At 35.9% G+C, this 20,272-nt stretch carries 20 protein-coding genes; 11 read left to right on the forward strand and 9 right to left on the reverse strand.

Features of this window, described 5'->3' with window-relative positions; genetic code table 11:
- The first annotated feature begins 179 nt into the window (after positions 1–179).
- The 5 genes from ilvB to EKM64_RS05530 all read left to right on the forward strand — a co-directional run bounded on the left by ilvB (position 180) and on the right by EKM64_RS05530 (position 6,131).
- Positions 180–1,883: a biosynthetic-type acetolactate synthase large subunit gene (gene ilvB / locus EKM64_RS05510; RefSeq protein ID WP_125676435.1), complete on the forward strand. Its 1,704-nt coding sequence runs from the start codon at positions 180–182 to the stop codon at positions 1,881–1,883.
- A 44-nt stretch (positions 1,884–1,927) separates the two neighbouring features.
- Entirely contained in the window at positions 1,928–2,959 is a 1,032-nt protein-coding gene (gene ilvC / locus EKM64_RS05515; protein WP_125676437.1) for a ketol-acid reductoisomerase, read from the forward strand.
- A gap of 79 nt (positions 2,960–3,038) precedes the next feature.
- The gene (gene ilvD, locus EKM64_RS05520) at positions 3,039–4,787 is read left to right on the forward strand and encodes a dihydroxy-acid dehydratase (RefSeq protein WP_125676439.1); all 1,749 of its coding nucleotides are present in this window, start codon (positions 3,039–3,041) and stop codon (positions 4,785–4,787) included.
- Positions 4,788–4,795: 8 nt separating this feature from the next.
- Positions 4,796–5,131, forward strand: a complete 336-nt coding sequence (locus EKM64_RS05525; protein ID WP_125676441.1) for a metal-sulfur cluster assembly factor — start codon at positions 4,796–4,798, stop codon at positions 5,129–5,131.
- Positions 5,132–5,162: 31 nt separating this feature from the next.
- The gene (locus EKM64_RS05530) at positions 5,163–6,131 is read left to right on the forward strand and encodes a bile acid:sodium symporter family protein (protein ID WP_125676442.1); all 969 of its coding nucleotides are present in this window, start codon (positions 5,163–5,165) and stop codon (positions 6,129–6,131) included.
- A gap of 245 nt (positions 6,132–6,376) precedes the next feature.
- On the opposite strand, the gene EKM64_RS05535 is transcribed toward EKM64_RS05530, so the two are convergent.
- Together EKM64_RS05535 and EKM64_RS05540 are read right to left on the reverse strand one after the other, a co-directional pair.
- Positions 6,377–7,282 (reverse strand): proline-specific peptidase family protein, encoded by a 906-nt coding sequence (locus EKM64_RS05535; RefSeq protein ID WP_125676443.1) that lies wholly within the window; start codon positions 7,280–7,282, stop codon positions 6,377–6,379.
- 106 nt (positions 7,283–7,388) lie between these two features.
- On the reverse strand, positions 7,389–8,606 hold the full coding sequence (locus EKM64_RS05540; RefSeq protein WP_125676444.1) for an MFS transporter: 1,218 nt from the start codon (positions 8,604–8,606) through the stop codon (positions 7,389–7,391).
- 103 nt (positions 8,607–8,709) lie between these two features.
- On the opposite strand from EKM64_RS05540, the gene EKM64_RS05545 reads away from it, so the two are divergent.
- The 5 genes from EKM64_RS05545 to EKM64_RS05565 all read left to right on the forward strand — a co-directional run bounded on the left by EKM64_RS05545 (position 8,710) and on the right by EKM64_RS05565 (position 13,396).
- A complete protein-coding gene (locus EKM64_RS05545) occupies positions 8,710–9,579 on the forward strand; it encodes a LysR family transcriptional regulator (protein WP_125676445.1) in 870 nt (289 codons plus the stop codon).
- Between the two features lie 186 nt (positions 9,580–9,765).
- Positions 9,766–11,664: a heavy metal translocating P-type ATPase gene (locus tag EKM64_RS05550; protein WP_125676446.1), complete on the forward strand. Its 1,899-nt coding sequence runs from the start codon at positions 9,766–9,768 to the stop codon at positions 11,662–11,664.
- A 56-nt stretch (positions 11,665–11,720) separates the two neighbouring features.
- Positions 11,721–11,951 (forward strand): heavy-metal-associated domain-containing protein, encoded by a 231-nt coding sequence (locus EKM64_RS05555; protein ID WP_125676447.1) that lies wholly within the window; start codon positions 11,721–11,723, stop codon positions 11,949–11,951.
- On the forward strand, positions 11,951–12,502 hold the full coding sequence (locus EKM64_RS05560; RefSeq protein WP_125676448.1) for a ferritin-like domain-containing protein: 552 nt from the start codon (positions 11,951–11,953) through the stop codon (positions 12,500–12,502). Before EKM64_RS05555 ends, EKM64_RS05560 begins: the two co-directional genes overlap by 1 nt.
- Positions 12,503–12,703: 201 nt before the next feature.
- Positions 12,704–13,396, forward strand: coding sequence for a Crp/Fnr family transcriptional regulator (locus EKM64_RS05565; protein WP_125676449.1), 693 nt, complete (start codon positions 12,704–12,706; stop codon positions 13,394–13,396).
- Positions 13,397–13,430: 34 nt separating this feature from the next.
- On the opposite strand, the gene EKM64_RS05570 is transcribed toward EKM64_RS05565, so the two are convergent.
- From EKM64_RS05570 to EKM64_RS05585, 4 genes are all read right to left on the reverse strand, one after another.
- Positions 13,431–14,309: an agmatine deiminase family protein gene (locus EKM64_RS05570; protein WP_125676450.1), complete on the reverse strand. Its 879-nt coding sequence runs from the start codon at positions 14,307–14,309 to the stop codon at positions 13,431–13,433.
- A gap of 261 nt (positions 14,310–14,570) precedes the next feature.
- Positions 14,571–15,002, reverse strand: coding sequence for a GNAT family N-acetyltransferase (locus EKM64_RS05575; protein WP_125676451.1), 432 nt, complete (start codon positions 15,000–15,002; stop codon positions 14,571–14,573).
- 2 nt (positions 15,003–15,004) lie between these two features.
- The gene (locus tag EKM64_RS05580; protein WP_125676452.1) at positions 15,005–15,448 is read right to left on the reverse strand and encodes a MarR family winged helix-turn-helix transcriptional regulator; all 444 of its coding nucleotides are present in this window, start codon (positions 15,446–15,448) and stop codon (positions 15,005–15,007) included.
- A gap of 130 nt (positions 15,449–15,578) precedes the next feature.
- A complete protein-coding gene (locus EKM64_RS05585) occupies positions 15,579–16,040 on the reverse strand; it encodes a VOC family protein (RefSeq protein WP_125676453.1) in 462 nt (153 codons plus the stop codon).
- A gap of 195 nt (positions 16,041–16,235) precedes the next feature.
- On the opposite strand from EKM64_RS05585, the gene helD reads away from it, so the two are divergent.
- Positions 16,236–18,542, forward strand: a complete 2,307-nt coding sequence (gene helD, locus EKM64_RS05590; RefSeq protein ID WP_125676454.1) for an RNA polymerase recycling motor HelD — start codon at positions 16,236–16,238, stop codon at positions 18,540–18,542.
- Between the two features lie 12 nt (positions 18,543–18,554).
- Here the strand turns inward: helD and EKM64_RS05595 are convergent, their stop codons facing one another.
- From EKM64_RS05595 to EKM64_RS05605, 3 genes are all read right to left on the reverse strand, one after another.
- Positions 18,555–18,941, reverse strand: a complete 387-nt coding sequence (locus EKM64_RS05595; RefSeq protein WP_125676455.1) for a hypothetical protein — start codon at positions 18,939–18,941, stop codon at positions 18,555–18,557.
- An 87-nt stretch (positions 18,942–19,028) separates the two neighbouring features.
- A complete protein-coding gene (locus EKM64_RS05600; protein WP_125676456.1) occupies positions 19,029–19,664 on the reverse strand; it encodes a GPP34 family phosphoprotein in 636 nt (211 codons plus the stop codon).
- 10 nt (positions 19,665–19,674) lie between these two features.
- Entirely contained in the window at positions 19,675–20,259 is a 585-nt protein-coding gene (locus EKM64_RS05605; RefSeq protein ID WP_125676458.1) for an SGNH/GDSL hydrolase family protein, read from the reverse strand.
- Between the last annotated feature and the right edge of the window lie 13 nt (positions 20,260–20,272).

Below are 20,272 nucleotides of genomic sequence, written 5' to 3' on the forward strand. Positions count from 1 at the left end.
CGGTGAGCTATTTAACAAAAAAAGATTTTAAGAATTAAAAATATGTGTTGAAGCTGAAATTGTATTAATTGGTGATAATCAAGGTAAATTAAAGAAAAATTAGAAAATATAGTCAATATATTAATTCTTATATAATTTGACCTAAAAAATGAGAATCACTTGTGGAAGGAGGATCTATTATGTTAGCAAAACAGTCGGATGGTGAACAAAATCGAATTAGCGGAGCCGAATCTTTGATTCAATCGTTAGTCGATCATAATGTAGAAGTTTTATTCGGTTATCCGGGTGGGGCTGTTTTACCCATTTATGACACATTTTATACTTCGGCATTTAGAAATATCTTAACGCGTCATGAACAAGGAGCGGCACATGCTGCCGAAGGATACGCAAAAGTCACGGGGAAAACAGGGGTCATTTGTGTCACAAGTGGTCCCGGTGCATCCAATGCTATTACGGGAATTGCGGATGCCATGATGGATTCCACTCCGATGGTAGTTTTGACTGGTCAAGTTAGTACAGAGTCTATTGGTACACACGCTTTTCAAGAGTTAGATGTTATCAGTATGACTAAGGTCGTTACTAAGGAGAATTTTCAAGTAATAAATAGTTTTGAACTATCGAAGACCTTGGATAGGGCTTTTGAAGTTGCACAATCTGGTCGAAAAGGTCCTGTTTTAGTAGATCTTCCTAAAGACGTTATGGCGGCCGTATATTCTGAAGAATTACCGACTAAAGTGGTCAAATCTGAAAAATTAAAACTTTCCGCTGAACAAAAGAATCAACTTAATACGATTTTAGTTAAATTGAGACAGGCTAAGAAGCCTCTATTATTATTAGGAGCCGGTGTGGGAGCGGCTGATGCAGGTTTATTAGCTGCAGAATTTTCCTATCAATGGCAAGTTCCAGTGGTTTCAACTTTATTGGGATTAGGAGTTTTGAAAAATGACGATCCACTATTTTTGGGAATGGGTGGTATGCATGGGTCATATGCAGCAAATATGGCTTTTCAAGAATGCGATTTCTTATTAAATATTGGTTCAAGGTTTGATGATCGCTTAGTACCAAATGTCGAAAAGTTTGCGCCGTATGCTGAAGTTGCTCATGTTGATATCGATCCCCAAGAAATTGGAAGAATCGTTCATACAAAGTATTCAGCAACTGTTGATGCAGGGTTAGCTTTGGAATATATGACGTCAATACCAGCCGAAAGTCGATCAACTAGAAAATGGTTGGAAAGAACACAAAAAAATGAAACCCGTCATCCTTTTAAATACGATCAGGATGAAGACTTGTTAAAACCTCAAGAGGTAATTGAAGCAGTTGGCAAAGTCACACATGGTCAGGCAACGGTTGTAACTGATGTTGGTCAACATCAAATGTGGGCCGCCCAATTTTATCCTTTTCATTATCCAAGACAACTAGTTACTTCCGGTGGATTAGGAACTATGGGATTTGGATTACCCGCCGCAATTGGTGCTAAATACGCCGATCCAGATAAGGATGTAGTTTTGTTTGTCGGTGACGGTGGCTTGCAGATGACTAGTGAAGAATTAGAAGTTTTAGCAGCTGAAAAATTAAATATCAAAATCGTTTTACTAAATAATAAAACATTAGGAATGGTTCGCCAGTGGCAAGATGAATTTTATGATCAGCGACGTTCACAGACAGTCTTCTCTCATCAACCAGATTTCGAGAAGTTAGCTGGAGCCTATGGAGTTTCCTATTATGATCTGAATAAAACTGACGATTTAGAGTCTAAATTACAGAAAATTTTTGATAAAGATGAACCAGCATTAGTGAATGTGAAGATCCCAAGTTTGGAACAAGTTTATCCGATGATCGCACCGGGTTGTTCTAATGATGACATGTTGGGGTTGGATTAAAAATCAAAATATAAAAAATATTTAAATTAAATGGAGAATTTATTATGAAAGTAGAAATGTTATATGACGATGACGTAACAACAAATTATTTAGAGGGAAAGACATTAGCATTTGTCGGTTATGGCTCACAAGGACATGCTCAAGCAAATAACTTACGTGATTCAGGATTCAACGTTGTAGTTGGGGTCCGACCAGGAAAATCATTTGATAATGCTAAGCGAGACGGATTTGAAGTGTACTCAGTTGCCGAGGCGGTTAAAAAAGCTGATTGGGTCCAGATGTTAACACCTGATGAAGTCATGTCAGACGTATATAAGAATGAAGTTGAACCTAATTTAAAACCAGGTGATGTCTTAGGATTCTCACATGGATTCAATATCCACTATAAGGAAATCGTTCCACCAGCCAATGTTGATGTTGTCATGATGGCACCTAAAGGCCCAGGTAACCTTTGCCGCCGTACTTACAAAGAGGGTTTTGGTGTTCCCGCACTTTATGGTTACTTCCAAGATTATTCTGGACATGCTGAAGATCTATCAAAGGAATTTGCCAAAGGAAACGGTGCCGCACGTGCTGGATTGTTAAAAACTAGTTTCAAAGAAGAAACTGAAGAAGATCTCTTTGGTGAACAAAACGTCCTAATGGGTGGAATTACAGCCTTGATCGAAACAGGATTTGAAGTTTTGACAGAAGCCGGGTATTCACCGCAATTAGCCTACTTTGAAGTTGAACATGAAATGAAACTTATCTGTGATTTGATCTACGAAGGTGGTTTCAACAAAATGTACAAAGATTGCTCAAATACTTCTGAATATGGTTCTTATGTAGTTGGGCCTAAAGTTGTTGGACCAGAATCTAAACAAGCCATGAAAGATTCACTAGAAAATATCCAAAATGGAAAATTTGCTAAAGAATTCATGAAAGATTATCGTGCCGGGTTCCCCGAACTTTACAAGATGCGTGAACGTTCAGAACATTCACTATTATCTGAAGTCGGTGAAGGTTTACGTGAAAGAATGCCATTTGTTAAAGAAGCGGATAAATACAGTACACCTAGTACACCTCAGGAGGCTTAGGGGATTATGACCAATATTTTGAAATTATCAACGTAGGTAGCTATGTATCCTAAGGCAAAAAATAGAAGAGGATGATGAGATGAGCGATACATTAAATTTCAACGTTAGCGGCAAGGACATGCAAAAGAGAAGTGATGAGATCAAAGTTGGTGTTGATCGAGCTCCAGGACGCAGTTTATTATACGCAACAGGACAAGTGAAGAATCCAGAAGATATGAAGAAGCCATTTATCGCTATTTGTAATTCATATATTGAGATCGTACCAGGACATGTTCACTTGAGAGAACTGGCCGATATTGCTAAAGAAGAAATCAGAAAAGCCGGCGGAATTCCTTTTGAATTTAATACTATCGGTGTCGATGATGGAATTTCTATGGGCCATATCGGAATGCGCTATTCACTTCCTAGTCGTGAAATTATCGCTGATTCTGCTGAAACTGTAATCAACGCTCATTGGTTTGATGGTGTCTTATACATGCCAAATTGTGACAAGATCACACCAGGAATGTTTATGGCATCAGTAAGAACTAACGTCCCTTGTGCTTTTGTCTCTGGAGGTCCAATGAAAGCTGGTGTTGATCCTAATGGGAATGCCGCTACATTATCTAGTGTCTTTGAAGCAGTTGGAGCCTTTAAAGATGGCAAAATGACAAAGGAGGATTTTCTTGAATTGGAGCGTAACGCCTGTCCCAGCTGTGGATCTTGTGCAGGAATGTATACAGCCAATTCAATGAATTCATTAATGGAAGCATTCGGATTAGCTTTACCTTATAACGGTACTGCTTTAGCAACCTCTGAAGAACGCCGTGAGCTAGTTAAAAAAGCTGCCCGACGCGTTATGGAGAATGTCAAAAATGATCTCAAGCCACGTGACATTATGACAAAAGATGCTTTTGACGATGCATTTGCATTAGACATGGCCATGGGTGGATCAACTAACACAGTTTTGCACGGATTAGCTATCGCTCATGAAGCAGGAGTTGAGTATAGCGAAGAAGAAATTAATAAAATCGCTAAACGTACACCACATTTGGCAAAAATTGCTCCATCATCTGCTTGGACTATGGAAGATGTACATCAAGCGGGTGGAATCCCAGTATTGATGAACGAATTGATTCAAAAGGGTGTCTTCCATCCTGATCGAATTACAGTAACAGGTAAAACGATTCGTGAAAATGTAGCTGGTGCTGTAACTAAGAATTCAGAAGTTATTCGTCCCTTGGATAATCCCTACTCAGAACAAGGGGGGTTGTCCATTCTTTATGGAAATGTTGCTAAACAAGGTTCAGTTATCAAAGTTGCTGGTGTTGATCCTGATATTCACAAATTCACTGGTAAAGCTATCTGTTTTGACTCACATGATGATGCAGTTGAAGGAATCGATAATGGAACTGTTAGAGCTGGTCATGTCGTTGTTATTAGATATGAAGGTCCCAAAGGTGGCCCAGGAATGCCAGAAATGTTGAATCCTACTTCAGATATTATTGGACGTGGATTAGGTAGAACCGTAGCTTTGATCACTGATGGTAGATTTTCAGGTGCTACTCATGGTATCTGCGTTGGTCACGTATCTCCAGAAGCAGCATCTGGTGGTGAGATCGCCTTGATTCATGATGGAGATGAGATCACGATCGACCTCACTAATAGGACTTTAGACGTTAATGTCTCCGATGCTGAATTTAAAGAACGCAGAAAAGAGTTAAAACCATTTCAGCCTAAAGTTAGATTTGGATATTTAGCAAGATATCAATATTTGGTTACTTCGGCCAATACTGGTGGCGTCATGTTAGGTGCCGATCAGTTATTTGGTAAGGCAAACGGAAAGTAGGAATTTAAATGGTAGATGAGATGAGAAAAGAATCAGCAGTGACTGATTTACAGGACAGGATGTTAGAACAATTATCGAAAGTTATTGATCCAGAATTACGGATTGATTTAGTCAATCTAGGCCTTATTTATGGATTGAGTATGGATGATAACGTCGTTACGGTCACGATGACTTTGACAACAATGGGTTGTCCGATCTCAGCTGTACTGGAACAAATGATTCAGTCATCTTTAGAAAAACTACCAGAAGTTGATGAAGTCAAAATCAATATTGTTTGGGAACCGGCTTGGAGTCCGGATAAGATGAGTCAGGTCGCACGAATGACATTGGGCTATTACAATTAAATCTATTTAAAATGAAAAAAAGCGTGATTATATGGGAAAAGTAGAAGCACTTGGTAAATGGATCGGTCGATGGTTTACAGTTTTGGTTGTTATTTGGGCAATTTTTAATTATTTATTACCACAAACAAGTAAGTGGGTAATTCCCAACACATCGTATCTATTAGGAATCATTTTGTTTGGTATGGGGCTGACATTACGTGGCGAAGATTTCGTCAGGATCGTTAAACGTCCTTTACCAGTTATCTTAGGAACTGTGGCACATTATGTTATCATGCCATTAGTTGCCGTTGTATTATGTAAGATTTTCCATTTAACAGGAGCTACTGCAGTTGGAGTTATCTTAGTTGGATCTTGCCCTAGTGGTACATCATCAAGCGTTATGGCATATTTGGCCGGAGGGGATGTTGCCTTGGATGTTTCCATCGAAACATTGTCGACACTTCTTGCTCCACTAGCTTTACCAGGTCTATTGATGTTATATGCTGGACAATACGTAACGATTCCTACACAATCACTCTTTATGAGTACTATCAAAATAGTTTTAGTTCCAATCATCTTAGGTGTTGTTGTCCATACCTTATTTGGTAAAAGAATCGATAACTTAACACGTGCATTACCTTTAGTATCACAGACAGCGATCCTTTTGATCATCGGTGCCGTTATCTCAGCTAACCACGCTGAATTATTCACTGCTACAACAGCCTTAGTAATTCCCGCTGTTATCCTTCACAACCTTTCAGGATATGGACTAGGGTTCCTGTTCTCTAAGTTGATCCGTCTAAAGGACCCTCAGAGAAAAGCAATTACCTTTGAAGTTGGTATGCAAGACTCTAGTTTAGGTGCAACCTTATCAATGTTGTACTTCTCACCAGCAGCAGCCATTCCATCTACTATCTTTAGTGTTTGGCACAATATCTCTGGATCGGTTCTTTCATCATATTGGAGAGGTCACACCGAAAAGAAAGCCAGAGTTCAAAAGACTTCAGCTGTAATGGGGTAAAGGTTTTCCGTCGCTAGGTCTGAGAATAATCTCAGACCTTACGATTCATTTAATATCTAAAAAATAATTGAATCCTTTAGTTTGGATATAAAATTCAAATTAAAGTTTTTCTTGGAAAATAGGTTAGAATCTGATCATGTTTTTCATATTGTGGAAGTACAAAAAAGCCGATCTATTCAGTTATACACTGAATAGATCGGCTTCATTAATATTTAAAAGGTTTTATTTGTTATAACTTAATTAATCTAGTCGTTAAAATTATCTGATTCAACATCTTTGATGAATTGTTCCAAATGATCAAAGTAGACTGGAGCGTTATCGATCATATGATGATGTCCACCATTTGGTGTTGTGACCAGTCTTGCGTGTGGAATTTCCTTTTGCATGATTTTGGCCGTTTCGACGGGCATTGTTTCATGTTCACCGAATGTCAAAAGTGTTGGAACAGTGATTTCTTTTAAATGTTTTCTGAAATGCCAATCCTTTAATTTACCTGTGATAACAAATTCGTTGTCGCCTTGAAAGACATTATAAACGCCTGTTGAAATTGTGCTGATCAAGTGAGAAATGGCAACAGGTTGCTTACGGTCAACATATTCTGCATTTAGTACGTCAACATAACTTTGATAAGTGGCATCATCAAGGTCGTTTTCGGCCTCCTTTTGTTCCATATATTTAACTTTTTCAGGACCTAAAGCATCCATACGACATTGATTGATATGTTTAACATAATCGTCAATTTCATCAACCATACTTGAGATGATGGCACCTTTTAAATGTTGTCCGTATTTAGCAGCATACAGTTGAACTAAAAGACCACCCCATGATTGTCCGATAAGATAGAAGTTATCGAGACTAAGCTTTTGTCTAACTTCTTCAACTTCCTCTAAGTAATAATCATATGTTAAGTATTTTTCGGCAATTTTTGGATCATTATAGTCGGGTTGGTCTGAGTACCATGAACCCAATTGATCGTACATAGTAACTTGAACGCCGAGATCAGCCAGTTTTTCACCAAAATTTTCCCAGTATTCGTGGTTTCCACCAGGTCCGCCGTGTAGGCAAAGCAATTTAATATCCCCGTGGCCTTGGGTATTTGTCCATAAGTGGTAGCCATTATCTAAAGTGATAATAGTAGTTCCTTGTTTCATATAAGTTCACCTTCCTGCAAGTATATGAATAACAGTATATCGCTAGTGCAGTTTTCATATCAAATTATTTGTAATAATCCTTTAATATATTTAAGATACAATTCATTTAGAGTGATGTTTTGTTAGAGAATATATTGCTACTATGTCGCTTAGTCATTGGTACTAAAGTAAGTCCAATGATTTCTAAAATTACAACTAATAAGAACATTTGGGAATATCCTAAGTAAGCGGAGACAATGCTGCTGAGAGTCATCCCCAAAACATTTCCCATTGCCTGAAATGTTTGATTGTAACTGAAAATTCTTCCTAAAGATTTATGATCAGTTTCCAAAGTTAAAATTGCTTGCGCTGCAGGAAGTAGAGCTGCAATTGAAAATCCAGTCAAAAATCTTAAAAATGAAAACACCCAAATATTAGTTATGAAAATTTGAGGTATATAAGTTAGAATTCCTAATATTAATGCTGCACTTAATAACTTTGTTTGACCATATCGATCGCCTAAGTGACCAAAATATGTTGCTGACATAATAGTGGCTATACCTGGAATTGAAGAAATAATACCGCTTATTAAAGTAAGATTACTGGGGTTATGCAATATATCAGCAAGATACAAGCTAATGATTGGATTTACTGCATTGTTGGTGGCCTGAATGATCATAGTTATTATAAAAATTATTATTATTATTTTAGGGAACTCTTGCTCACGCATAGTTTCTAAAATTCCAACAACTTGTTTTTTAGGCAATGGCTGAAAATTCTCTTTAACCAGGATGAGACTCAAAAGAAATACTAAGCCCATTAATAACCCGGCAATTATAAAAGTTCCGCGGAATCCAAAACCGGTTGCTAAAATTCCACCGATGATAGGACCACAGAGCAAGCCTGCCGTGTCACCAGTGGCTAAAGTACCTAACGCAAAACCATTTTTATTATCAGGTACTTGGGCGGCAATCATTGATTCAGAATTATTTATGTAACCAGAAAAAACGCCTTGGATCGCTCTAGCTAAAAAGATAATCCAGATGTTTGGTGCAATCGATATAAGAAGACAACAAAAAGTCAATCCACCGGCGGCCTTTAATAACATCGGCTTATGACCTTTTTGATCGGATATTTTACCCCAAAGTGGTGAGATTATTGCTTTGATCAAAAAGGTTATCGAGAAAATCATTCCAGTTAATAAATTGATTTCTTTATTTGAATAATTTCCTAGGGTTTTTAAAAATAGTGGCATGATCGGAACAATTAATGAGATTGCACCCTCCGACATAAATGCGCCAAACCATAAAATTATTAAATTACGATGCCAAACTTTATCATTCATATATACACTTCCATTATTAATAAATATAATGGAGTAAGACTATCATTGCTTATAAAATATAGTCAAAATACTAATTACCATTACATTTACTTATGAGGCTAATATGAATATTAAAGATTTACAGTATTTCCAACACGTAGTTAAGTCACAAAGTTTTACCCAGACGGCTAGTGATTATCAAGTTAGTCAACCAACAATATCGCAGGCTATCAAACGATTAGAAGATCAATTACAAACCAAATTGATCATTCGCCAAGTTCATTCTAAAACATTGATTTTGACACCCAGTGGACAGCAATTATTGATGACATGTAATGAAGTTTTATCCAGTTGGGATAACGGGTTGAAATTAATCGAGCGTCTAAAGACTAGTCGAATAAAATTAGGAATTGAGTCATCGATAAGCGAACGTTATTTTCCAGTAATTGCTAAGAAATTATTGGATATTAAACTGTTAAATAATGTCCAAGTTAATGAGGAAGGTTCTAAAACTTTATTAAAGTTAGTTAATGATGGAGATATTGATTTGGCTATTATTGGAACGATAGATGATATTAATAGTAGGGAAATAATCACTAAACGATTAAAAAGCTTTCACTTCAACATTTTGCTTCAAAAGGATCATCCTTTATTAAAGGATGTATCCACCCTAGAGAATGTTTTTAAATACAATCTGGTAACCATGAATCGTTACCATCTTAGTTATCAGGTATTTCATGAAATATCTAAGTCATTTGCTCCCAAGGTGGTTTTTGAAAGTGATAACACAGATTTAGTAATGAAGCTTATTAGTGATAATAATAATTTGGGATTCACGTCAGACCTGATAGAGTTAAGTGATGATTTAACAACATTGAATTTACCTGATAAAACATTTCCAACAGCATATGTCAGTTTGGTTTATCGAAAAAACAATATACGTACAGATAATATGGAAAATTTAATTAAAATAATCGAGGATTCATGTAGGTAATTTGTTAGGTGTATACCTGATGCTAGATAATTTGAGTAATTCCATCTGTTGTGTGGACCGTCCTCAGCCGTGGCCTGCTGTTAATTAGTAAACAAAAAACAAATAAGTTTCAAAACTTGATCGTCATCAAGTTGTATCTTTCAAAAACCTAATACAATGTATTTGTGCTTAAGGAGGAAAGAAAATATGAAATTTAATATATGGGTTCAGAAACATCAAAATCAAATGACTGCGGCAATCGCAATCTTAATCGTAATCAGTTTAATCTCGGACTACTTATTGAAATTACCAATCGTCGCTACGACGGCCATGATCATCGCAAGTATCATCGGTGCCATTCCGGTATTCTTACATGCATGGACGGCCTTAATGAATAAAGTTATCAGTATTGAACTACTTGTAACGATTGCTGTAGTTGGAGCTTTCGTTATTGGTGAATATGAAGAATCAGCTGTCGTTACATTCTTATTCTTATTCGGAAGTTATTTGGAACAAAGAACTTTACAAAAGACCCGTTCCTCAGTTAAGAATTTGACAAAAATGGCTCCAACAACTGCAGAAGTTGTTGATGAAGATGGAAATATTGAAACAGTTGACGTTGATGACGTTGATGAAGGTGACCACGTTATTGTTAAACCAGGTGGTCAGATACCAGTCGATGGAAAAATCATCGAAGGTAAAGGTTATATGAATGAAGCTTCGATCACTGGTGAATCGACACCTGTTGAAAAAACTATTGGTGACAAGGTCTTTGCTGGATCATTAACGGATAACGGGACTATCACGATTGAAACAACTTCGGTCGGTGAAGATACAACTTTTGGTAAAATCATTGAACTTGTTGAAGAAGCTCAAGATAGTGCTTCCCCAGCAGCTAGATTTATTGATAAATTTGCTACATATTACACACCAGCAGTATTAGTTATCGGGATTTTAGTATGGATCTTTACAAGAGACTTCCCATTAGCAATCACTGTTCTAGTTCTAGGATGCCCTGGAGCCTTGGTTATCGGTGCTCCAGTTTCAAATGTTGCCGGAATTGGTAACGGTGCTAAAAATGGTATTTTGATGAAGGGTGGAAATGCCGTAAATACCTTCTCTAAAGTTGATACATTAGTACTTGATAAGACTGGTACTTTAACAACTGGTCAAATGAGCGTTACAGAATTATCCCATTTTGGAAATGATAAGGCCTCAGACATGGCATTACTTAGTGCCGTCGAAGGTACATCAGATCATCCGTTGGGTCGCGCAATCGTTAAATATATTGAATCAGAAAATGTTACAGCAACAAAAAATTTACCAGAGCTTGATACTGTTAAGGGTCAAGGATTACAAAGTAATGATGGAGACATTTTAGTTGGAAATGAACGTTTAATGAAGGCCAATAACGTTGAAATATCAGATGCCGTTAGACAAGCTATGAATGATCGTGTTAACCAAGGTGATTCAATTGTGCTTATGGCCGTGGATAAAGATTTGAAATTAGTTGTTGGTGTTAATGATCAATTAAGATCAGATGCCTTTGAAGGATTAACAGCTCTAAAGAAGGCTGGTATCAAACGTGTTGTCATGCTTACCGGTGACAATAAGGCCGCAGCTCAACATGTTGCTGACAGATTACCAGTTGATGAAGTTCATGCTGAATTATTACCAGAGCAAAAAGTTGATTTTGTTAAGAAATTTACTGATGAAGGGCATCACGTAGCCTTTGTTGGAGATGGTATCAATGATTCACCATCACTAGCTACGGCCGATATCGGAATTGGTATGGGTACAGGTACAGATGTTGCTATTGAAACAGCTGACGTTGTATTAGTTAAATCAAGCTTTGACGCTTTGGCACATGCATACGTACTAGCTAAAAAGACAGTTGCTAATACGCAGGAAAATATCATTATTGCCGTAGGTACCGTTGCACTATTACTATTAGGTTTATTAGTCGGAGTTATCCATATGGCAAGTGGGATGTTTGTCCACGAATTCAGTATCTTGATCGTTATCTTTAATGCTATGAGATTATTAAGAATAAAAAGTTTCAATAAATCTTCAAAACTTGATTTAAATCAAGTGAAGACTGCATAAAAAATACTAATATAGGACTTGTAAGATAGTTAAAGACATTTAGGAGGAAATCAATTATGGCAAAAGTAGTATTACAATTAGGCGAATTAACATGCCCATCATGTATGACAAAGATTCAAAAAGCAGTTCAAAATCAAGACGGAGTTTCAGATGTTAAGGTCATGTTCAATGCCGGTAAAGTAAAAGCCAACATTGATGAATCAAAAGTTTCAGGTGAAGATTTAGGTAAAGTTATTACTGAATTAGGATATGAAGTTAAAAAAATCAAGACAAAGGAAGTTGCATAATGACAGAATTAACAATTGACGAGAAATTTGCTGAAGAGCAAAAACAAGCCGATGCAGATCATCATAAACCAACGGCCGGCGCCATGACGGGACATATTGTTTCAAATCACGCATATATCAATGTTAAATTGCATCAATTAAAATGGTTTGTTAAAGGTCCCAATGCTGAAAACTATAAATCAGTTTTAAATGACACTATCGACGAAAATAACGCTTGGTTTGACAAAATAGCCGATCAATTATTGGATGAAGGTGAATTACCACCATCAACAATGAAAGAATATTCAGACTACACAATGATCGAAGAAAACGGTGCAAATAAATACTTGGATTCAGAAGCCATGATCCAAACAGTTGTAAATGACTTCGCAACTGATAATATGTTTGTGACACGTGCAATCAAATTAGCAGGAAATGAAGATCGTCCATTCATGGCTCAAGTATTAGTAGAATTGCTTGGCTGGAATAATCACCAGATCCGTATTTATCAAGCTTTACTTGGCAATAGTGCTAAAGAAGGATTCGAAGATGATGAGGATGACGAAGACTAGAGAGTAAAACGAGACGTTAAACTTTTGAGCATTACCTAGAATAACGAGTATGGCTATTTCTGCCATACTCGTTATTCGTAGTAAGCGCAGGAAGTTGTCTCGTGTAGCTCGTTTCAGTAAGCGCAGAGGGTTGCCTTTCTGGAACTCGTTTCAGAAAAAAATTCAAAGCCAAAATAAATCAACAGAAAGCAGGATAGACAAATGACAAAAGTTCACGGACATGATGAAGAAACAGCAGATGACTGTTTAGATCTAGTAACGATTTTTCAATCACTACCAGAAGAAGACTTAGCAAAGATTTCTACATTAGTATCTGATCGCCATTTCAAAGCTGGAGAATATATTTTTTCAGCAGGAGATGCCGCTGATACTTTGACGATCGTGGCCCATGGTCAGGCCAAAGTTTTCCAAATTTCTGCCAATGGTCGTGAACAGATGTTACGAGTCCTCCAAACTGGAGATTTTGATGGTGAGGCAGCCTTGTTTACTTCTAAAGATAGAACAAGTTTTGCCCAAGCTCTAATGGATACAAATGTTTGTCAGATACATCGCTCTGATTTCCAAAATATGATGAAGGCTTCACCTGATTTAGCACTAAACATGATGAATGCCTTTGGCAAGCGTCTAGTAAAGATGGAGCAACAGACAACTGAGTCGGCCGCTTCTAGTGTTGAAGGAAGATTAGCTAACTATTTGCTGGAAACAGGTGCTGGATTAAAGCAAGCTCAATTCGTTTTGCCTTTGAAGAAGAAGGATATTGCAACTTATCTAGGTACTACTCCGGAGACGATAAGTCGTAAGTTAACATCATTAGATAAGCAGGGCTTGATCGAAAAGAAGACTAATTCCGAGATTAAGATTCTTGATTCTGATGGGTTGGCAATGGTTGAATAAAAAAACAGTATTCGCAAAGTATGCGGATACTGTTTTATTTTTTAATTAAGAATCTTGAAGGGACTTCCCAGGTTAGACAATGTATCGATCCACCAGTGGTGGCTAATTTGCCTATTCTAATGGGGATGATTTTCTTGTTAGTATTCTTTTTAACTATTCTCATTGCCTTAGTATCATTTTTTAAACCGTATTGAGGGAAATAAATATTATCTTTGGTTTCTAGCATATTAATGTATAAACCTTTTGCAGAAGCAATATGTTTATCATATTGGCCTTTGGCAGTATAAGAGGAAGGGACAGTTATGAATTTTATTTGTGGATCTTTAGTGATTATTTCTTTTTTAAGTTTTTGAAGAAGACCAGGTTCATAACTAAAATCACTTATTAATAGTTTATTAGGTGCAATGAATTTTACCATACCATCACTATGACCTAGTACGTCTCCAGGTTCTTTGGAAATAATAATGACTTTGCTTATATTCAATTTATCTTCTAGTTCTTGAATTACTTCTGTATGTGACCAATCTGGATTGTCTTTGAATATTTGATTAGTGGCGATAATTGTCTCCTTGCCGTTCCATTGGATATTACCACCATCGACTATAAGATCAGATTTTATATAATGATATTTCCCTTTTAAGAATCTAGTGAATTGACGGTTTAAGTAACTACTGTCGCTTTTCTTTAGATAACTGGGGGAATATTTGAATTTAACCATCTTAGTAGTTATAACCGGTGCTACATCACGTATCCAAATATCTGGATAATTGAAATTTTTTGTTTGAAGGTTCGGATGGTTATGAGATAAGGTATAAAAATTATCAGTCGAGCTGCTTTTCATTTGAAGATTTTTATTGAAGTTCAATAGGCTTTTTTTAAATGGTTGATAGTATGTATCTTTTGGATCAGGCATACTTGTAAAAATTGTTTCTGCCTTTGCAGTTATTTCTAGGCTTTGAGATAGCCCTAGAATTAATAGTGCTATCGTTAAAATTTTCTTTTTAATAGTTTGCTCCTTTGGCTAAAAAGAGTATAACAGCACCTTTTTTATTATATTTTTATAAAAAATATAAAGCCGGTATTAAAGCATAAAATCATTCTTGACAGACTTTGTTTAATAAATTAATTAAATATTTATATAAAAAAGCAGGGCCAACTTAAGTTGGCTCTGCTTTTACATTTGTAAGATCATTTTTACATGAGGTGTAGTGTTGAATAAAAATTCTTCACCAATACGTTCGAATTTAAATTTTTCATAGAATTCTTGGACGTAAGATTGAGCTTCAATTTCAATTCTTGAACCAGGAAAGTTACGTTTGATAAATATCAATATCTCACGTACCAATGATTTACCCAAACCAGTTCCACGTTGAGAATTATCAGTCACAACTCGGCCAAAACTGATGTGATCGTTTTCTTTGAACACTCTGGCATAGGCTACTAATTCATTATCGAGATATTTAAAGATATGAAAGGATTCAAGATCAAGATCGTCCACTTCTTTATATAGTCGAGTTTGTTCTAGAACAAAAACTTTTTGACGTAGTTTATAAATATCGAATAATTCTCTAGTTGATAATTCTTTAAATGTTTTGATTTCCCACATGATTAATCCTCACTTTCATTCTCAAATAAAATATCGTAGGCGGTAGTGAGCGACTTATAAAGCCGTTCTTGTTGATTTACGGATATATTTGCCACTAATTGCTGAATTTGTTTATTAGAGTCATCATCAATTTGATCAAATAAATTTTGTCCAGCTTTTGTTAGTAGTAGAAATTTAGAACGAGCATCCTTTTTTGAGTCATGCTTAGTTACTAAATTTAGTTTAACTAGTTTATTGATGATCCGGCTAGTATAACTGGCATCCATATCTAAATTGTTGGCAACTTCCATAGGTGTCAATTCATCGTGACTACCGATTTCTAGTAGAACGCGTGATTCTTGAAAACTAAAGTCAGTATTGAATACTTGCTTGTTTAATAATCCTAATCTATCAGTGTATTTTCGATTGAAAGAACGTATTTCGTTGATTTCTTTTTGTGAAAGCATAAGCGATCTCCTTTACTGGACAATGTCCATTATAGTTATTTATTGGACTTTGTCCAGTACTTTTTTGCAAAAAAATAAAAGAACTTAATAAGCTCTTTTATTTATTAGTTTGGAGCACTAAAATTCATTTTTAACTATGATCTACACTTTTTGACCAAGGCGATGTGTGTAACATCCAATTAATTCCGTACTTATCAGTGAAACCGCCCATTTTTCCACCCCAGAATTGTTCTTCGAAAGGCATAGTGATTTCTACATCATCAGATTTTTCTAATTTCTCGTAAAAATCATCTGCGGCCTTAGCACTTTCTGGATCTTCACTGTTGATATCAAGTAACAGTGAAACTTGTCCTGATGGTTCAGAATTTCCTGTAAAAGCATCAGCACATTCAACTTTCATACCTAAGATCGTGAATCCAGCATGCATGGTTAAATCATCTAAATTAACGCCTTCAGGAATATCGAATTCTTTAGCCTGTTCAGGTTTAGGACTTAATCGATAAACTTCAGTAGCACCAAAGACTTCCTGATAGTATTCAATAGCTGATTTAGCATTTTTAAAAGCAAAATATGGATAGATTTGTGATTGCATATGTCCATCTCCGTATTCGATTTGATGGCTAAATTGTATCAGATTATTAGGCAAGAATTATCATAATGTTTAATAAATTTTGGAAAAGTTTTTTAAGCTCATATTCGTGTTATACCAATGGATTGATAAGCCTCTATTTTTGAATTATGCCTATAAAAATGGTAATATTATATAACTAAAAATTTCGAGGTTAATATGACAGAAAAATCTGAAATTAAGCAATTAGATGAAAAACAAATAGAGCAAGCACATTTAGATGATGTGGTTGAAAAAATAAAAGCTTCTGAAAGCAAATTGGAAGAACATATCAATGTGGCCGAGGAAGATTTGAAAGTCATTAATGATGCTTTTGATGATATCCATGTAGGTATGGATGGCGATGCTATTTCGATGGATGCAGCTTTATCTATTCATGCACAGCAACAAATGCTTGATGAGCGTAATAATAGTTGGCATCAATCACAACAACGTTTAGGCGTCTTAAAGCGTCTGGAAAAAACACCGTTCTTTGCTAGATTGGATTTTCAAGAAAAGGGTGAACCTAAGAAAGAAAAAATCTATATCGGTCTAACTTCGTTCACTGATAAAGCAGATCATTTCTTGGTTTATGACTGGCGTGCACCAATTTCTTCTATCTATTATGATGGGAAACTTGGGGATGTTGAATATCAGACACCTGATGGATTGCAACATGTTGAGTTATTCTTAAAACGTCAATTCTTAGTAGAAAATGGTAAAATTCAAGCCTATTTTGATACCCAAGAAACAATTGGCGACCAAATGCTTTTGGAAGTTTTGGATGGTAAGTCCTCAACTCACATGAAAGGTATTGTTAAGACAATTCAAGCCGAACAAAATAAGATCATTCGTGATACTAAGTCACGACTCTTGTTTGTACAAGGTGCAGCCGGATCAGGTAAGACGTCTGCCATTTTGCAACGAATTGCCTTCTTATTGTATAGATATCGTGGAACTTTGACATCAAGTCAGGTCGTTATGTTTTCACCAAATATGTTATTTAATGACTATATTCAAAACGTTTTACCTGAAATGGGTGAACAAAATATGGTTCAGATGACATATGGTCAATATTTGGCTCGTCGTCTACCTAATATTTCAATGGAAAGTCTCTCACAGAGATTTGAGAAACAAGATAATCCAGTTAATAAAAATATTTCGAAATTTGTTTCCGATATTGAATTTTACAAAATTTTGACTAATTACGGTAAGCTACTGAATGAAAGTGGAGTTAGTTTTAAAAACATTAATTTCAAAGGCAAGGTCTTTATTTCAAAAGAACGAATTGCAGAAATTTATTATAGTTTTGGCGAACAATATAATTTAGGAAATCGTTTGGATGCTACAGTGGAACGTCTACAAAAGATGTTGCGTCGTAAAGTTGGCTCAGAGATGCGTTCAAAGTGGGTTGAAGAGCAGATCGAAGATTTGAGTCAAGAACAATTGAAGATGCTTTATAATACATCTGATCAAGAATTTAAGAATGGCGACGAGGAGCAAAGATTCTTAGCTCGTAAGATAGTTATGGCAGCAATGCAAAAAGTTTATAGCCAAATTAATCATTTGAGATTCTTGAGCGTTTCGACTAATTACTTAAACTTTTTGAGAGCTGTACCTAAAATCACTGATTTGAGCAAACAGGGGATTACTGAAGAACAATGGAAAAACTATGTCGATGAGTTCATTGAGATGTTTAATGATAAGCAGATTTCGATGGATAATTTGAGTCCCTATTTATACTTATATGACTTGGTAACTGGTAAACATGGTGAACTTGATATGAAGTTTGTCTTTATTGATGAAATTCAAGATTATACACCATTCCAATTGGCCTATTTGAAGTATAAATTTCCTCGTGCACGTTACACTATGCTGGGTGATTTGAATCAATCGATCTTTACTAAGAAGAATAGTCAAACCCTATTGTCAGAGGTTCAAGGATTATTTGATCCTGATGCTACTCGAGTAGTTCAATTGACTCATTCATATCGTTCTACTAAACAAATTACGGATTATACCAAAGCAATTCTGACTAATGGGCAAAAAATTGAACCATTTAATCGTGATGGTGATTTGCCCAATGTTATGATTTCAAATAATGAAACAGAAGCCCTGGATAATGTTGTTGGACAATTAAAAGAAAATGATCAAAGTCACTTTACAACAGCGATTATTACTAAGAGTTTGAAAGAATCAGAAGATGTGCAGAAAATGTTATTGGATCAAGGTATTGAAGCCACTTGGATCCGTTCTGAAAATCAACGTTTAGCCACAGGTACAATTGTTTTACCATCATATTTAGCTAAAGGTTTGGAATTCGATGCAGTTATTATGTGGGATGCTTCCGAAAAGAAATTTGATGAAGATGAGCAACAATTGGTTTATACAATTGCCTCACGTGCTATGCATAAGTTGACGATTACTGCTATTGGTGAACTATCAGAGCTATTACAACGAGTACCAGAAAAATATTATAGGAAATAAAAAACGCAACTGTCAGGCGACAGTTGCGTTTTGCATTACTTGAATTTTATTCACTCGCAGAACTGGGTTGAAGTCATCCATACGATTATTTGGTGAGGCAAATTTAATATAGATTCTTATCAACTTATTATTTTTGGTTTGACCAATGAAGTACTCTCCTTGATCGTCAACACCTTGGTTGTCGGTGATTTTTTTCAACGACAGATATGGGTGAGACTTTAGGAACTTCTTGCTTTTATTATCATAACCATACTTTTCAGAATCGCTCTGTTTCAAAACAGTTGAAGTTTCGTTTAGAACGCGATTGCGTATGGCAAGATTTGAAGATAGCAATGAGGCCATAGGGATAAAAGCAATCAAAAAAACTGTGGCGATTGTTGACAGAATTATTTTGTTCAATTCGATCCTCCATAGTTAGTGCTTCCAGCTAGATGATACCACCAAAAGAGGATTGAAAATTATTTAAGTTTTTCTGAAAAATATAGTCTAACTTAATAATGTCAAAATAACTCTGCTTAATCTTTTTGATAACTCAAGTAATTTTTCGTAAGTTGGATCATCTTTAGATTTTTCAAGTTTAGTTTTGATCTGTTTTTGTTCAAAGGATGAGAAATAGGTCTTTAAGTCATGATTTCCATAGAGTACGACTAATAAGGCAAAAGTTTCTGGAGAAATTTTGTCCGCAGTTAGAATCTCTTTTCTGACTTCGGATACTAATTCTTGTTTGACTCTGATATCGGGAATATAGTTGTTAGTTTTGAAAACTAGGCCAGTAGTAGCCTTAGTTACATCAACTTTTGTAACTAATGAATCACCGATTTCGTTATAGATCTGTTTAGTGATATTTTCTTTAGTCGCCATCGCTCTGAGTACGTGTGTCACACTCTTACCCTGATTACGATTGATGATCTGGAAAAATTCATTTAGATATGTCTTATCGTCTGGCAAAACCTTATTGATGATGACACTATTATCGGTTAGATCAATAATGTCGTTTAAAGCTAGATCAAAAAAGGAACTCGCAGCCAAGTAAGCACGTCGTCTAGTATTTTTGAAAATGCGAATGCTGCCTTTTTCATTGCACGATAAAATAAAATATTTTTGAGGAATATTTAAATTCATATGGTGCTCCTTAATTAGATACTAGCTCAGACTGTTTGGCTAGCGTCAGTTTGATTTGTGGTACTAATAATTCTTCTAATAGGTTGTAACCTTTGCTGGTGAAGTGCAAACCATCAGTCTGCAATAGTTTTTGAACTGAATTGGAATTAGACATTTCGTGCAATAGATCAATATAAGCAATATCTGACTCTTTTCCAATGTGTTCAGTGACTAAATCAAATTGCAATTGTCTGGTCCAAGGACGACTAGGTACTTTGTGCCAATCTGTGTATGGCGGTGAAAGTAAAACGATTTTATCTTTGCCAACGGTATCGATGATAGTTGATAGGTTTGAAGCAAACTTTCCGGGCTTGATCTCGTCGCTAGTTGAGATATCGTTAGCGCCAAAGCCAAGAATCAATAAATCGGGATGCAGATCCAAAATATTCTGTTGAATATTTGAAACAGCATTACTAGTCTTATATCCTGGGATCGATAAGTTTATCACTTTGTCTTCAGGAAAATGCTTACTGATACGATCGGTCAATGCATCAGTGATTTTTCCGTCTGAATAACCGGCGAAAATCGAATCTCCGAATAATACTATTTTTTTCATATGTGTTCCTTCT

Source organism: Companilactobacillus keshanensis (assembly GCF_003946205.1).
Taxonomy (GTDB): Bacteria; Bacillota; Bacilli; order Lactobacillales; family Lactobacillaceae; genus Companilactobacillus; species Companilactobacillus keshanensis.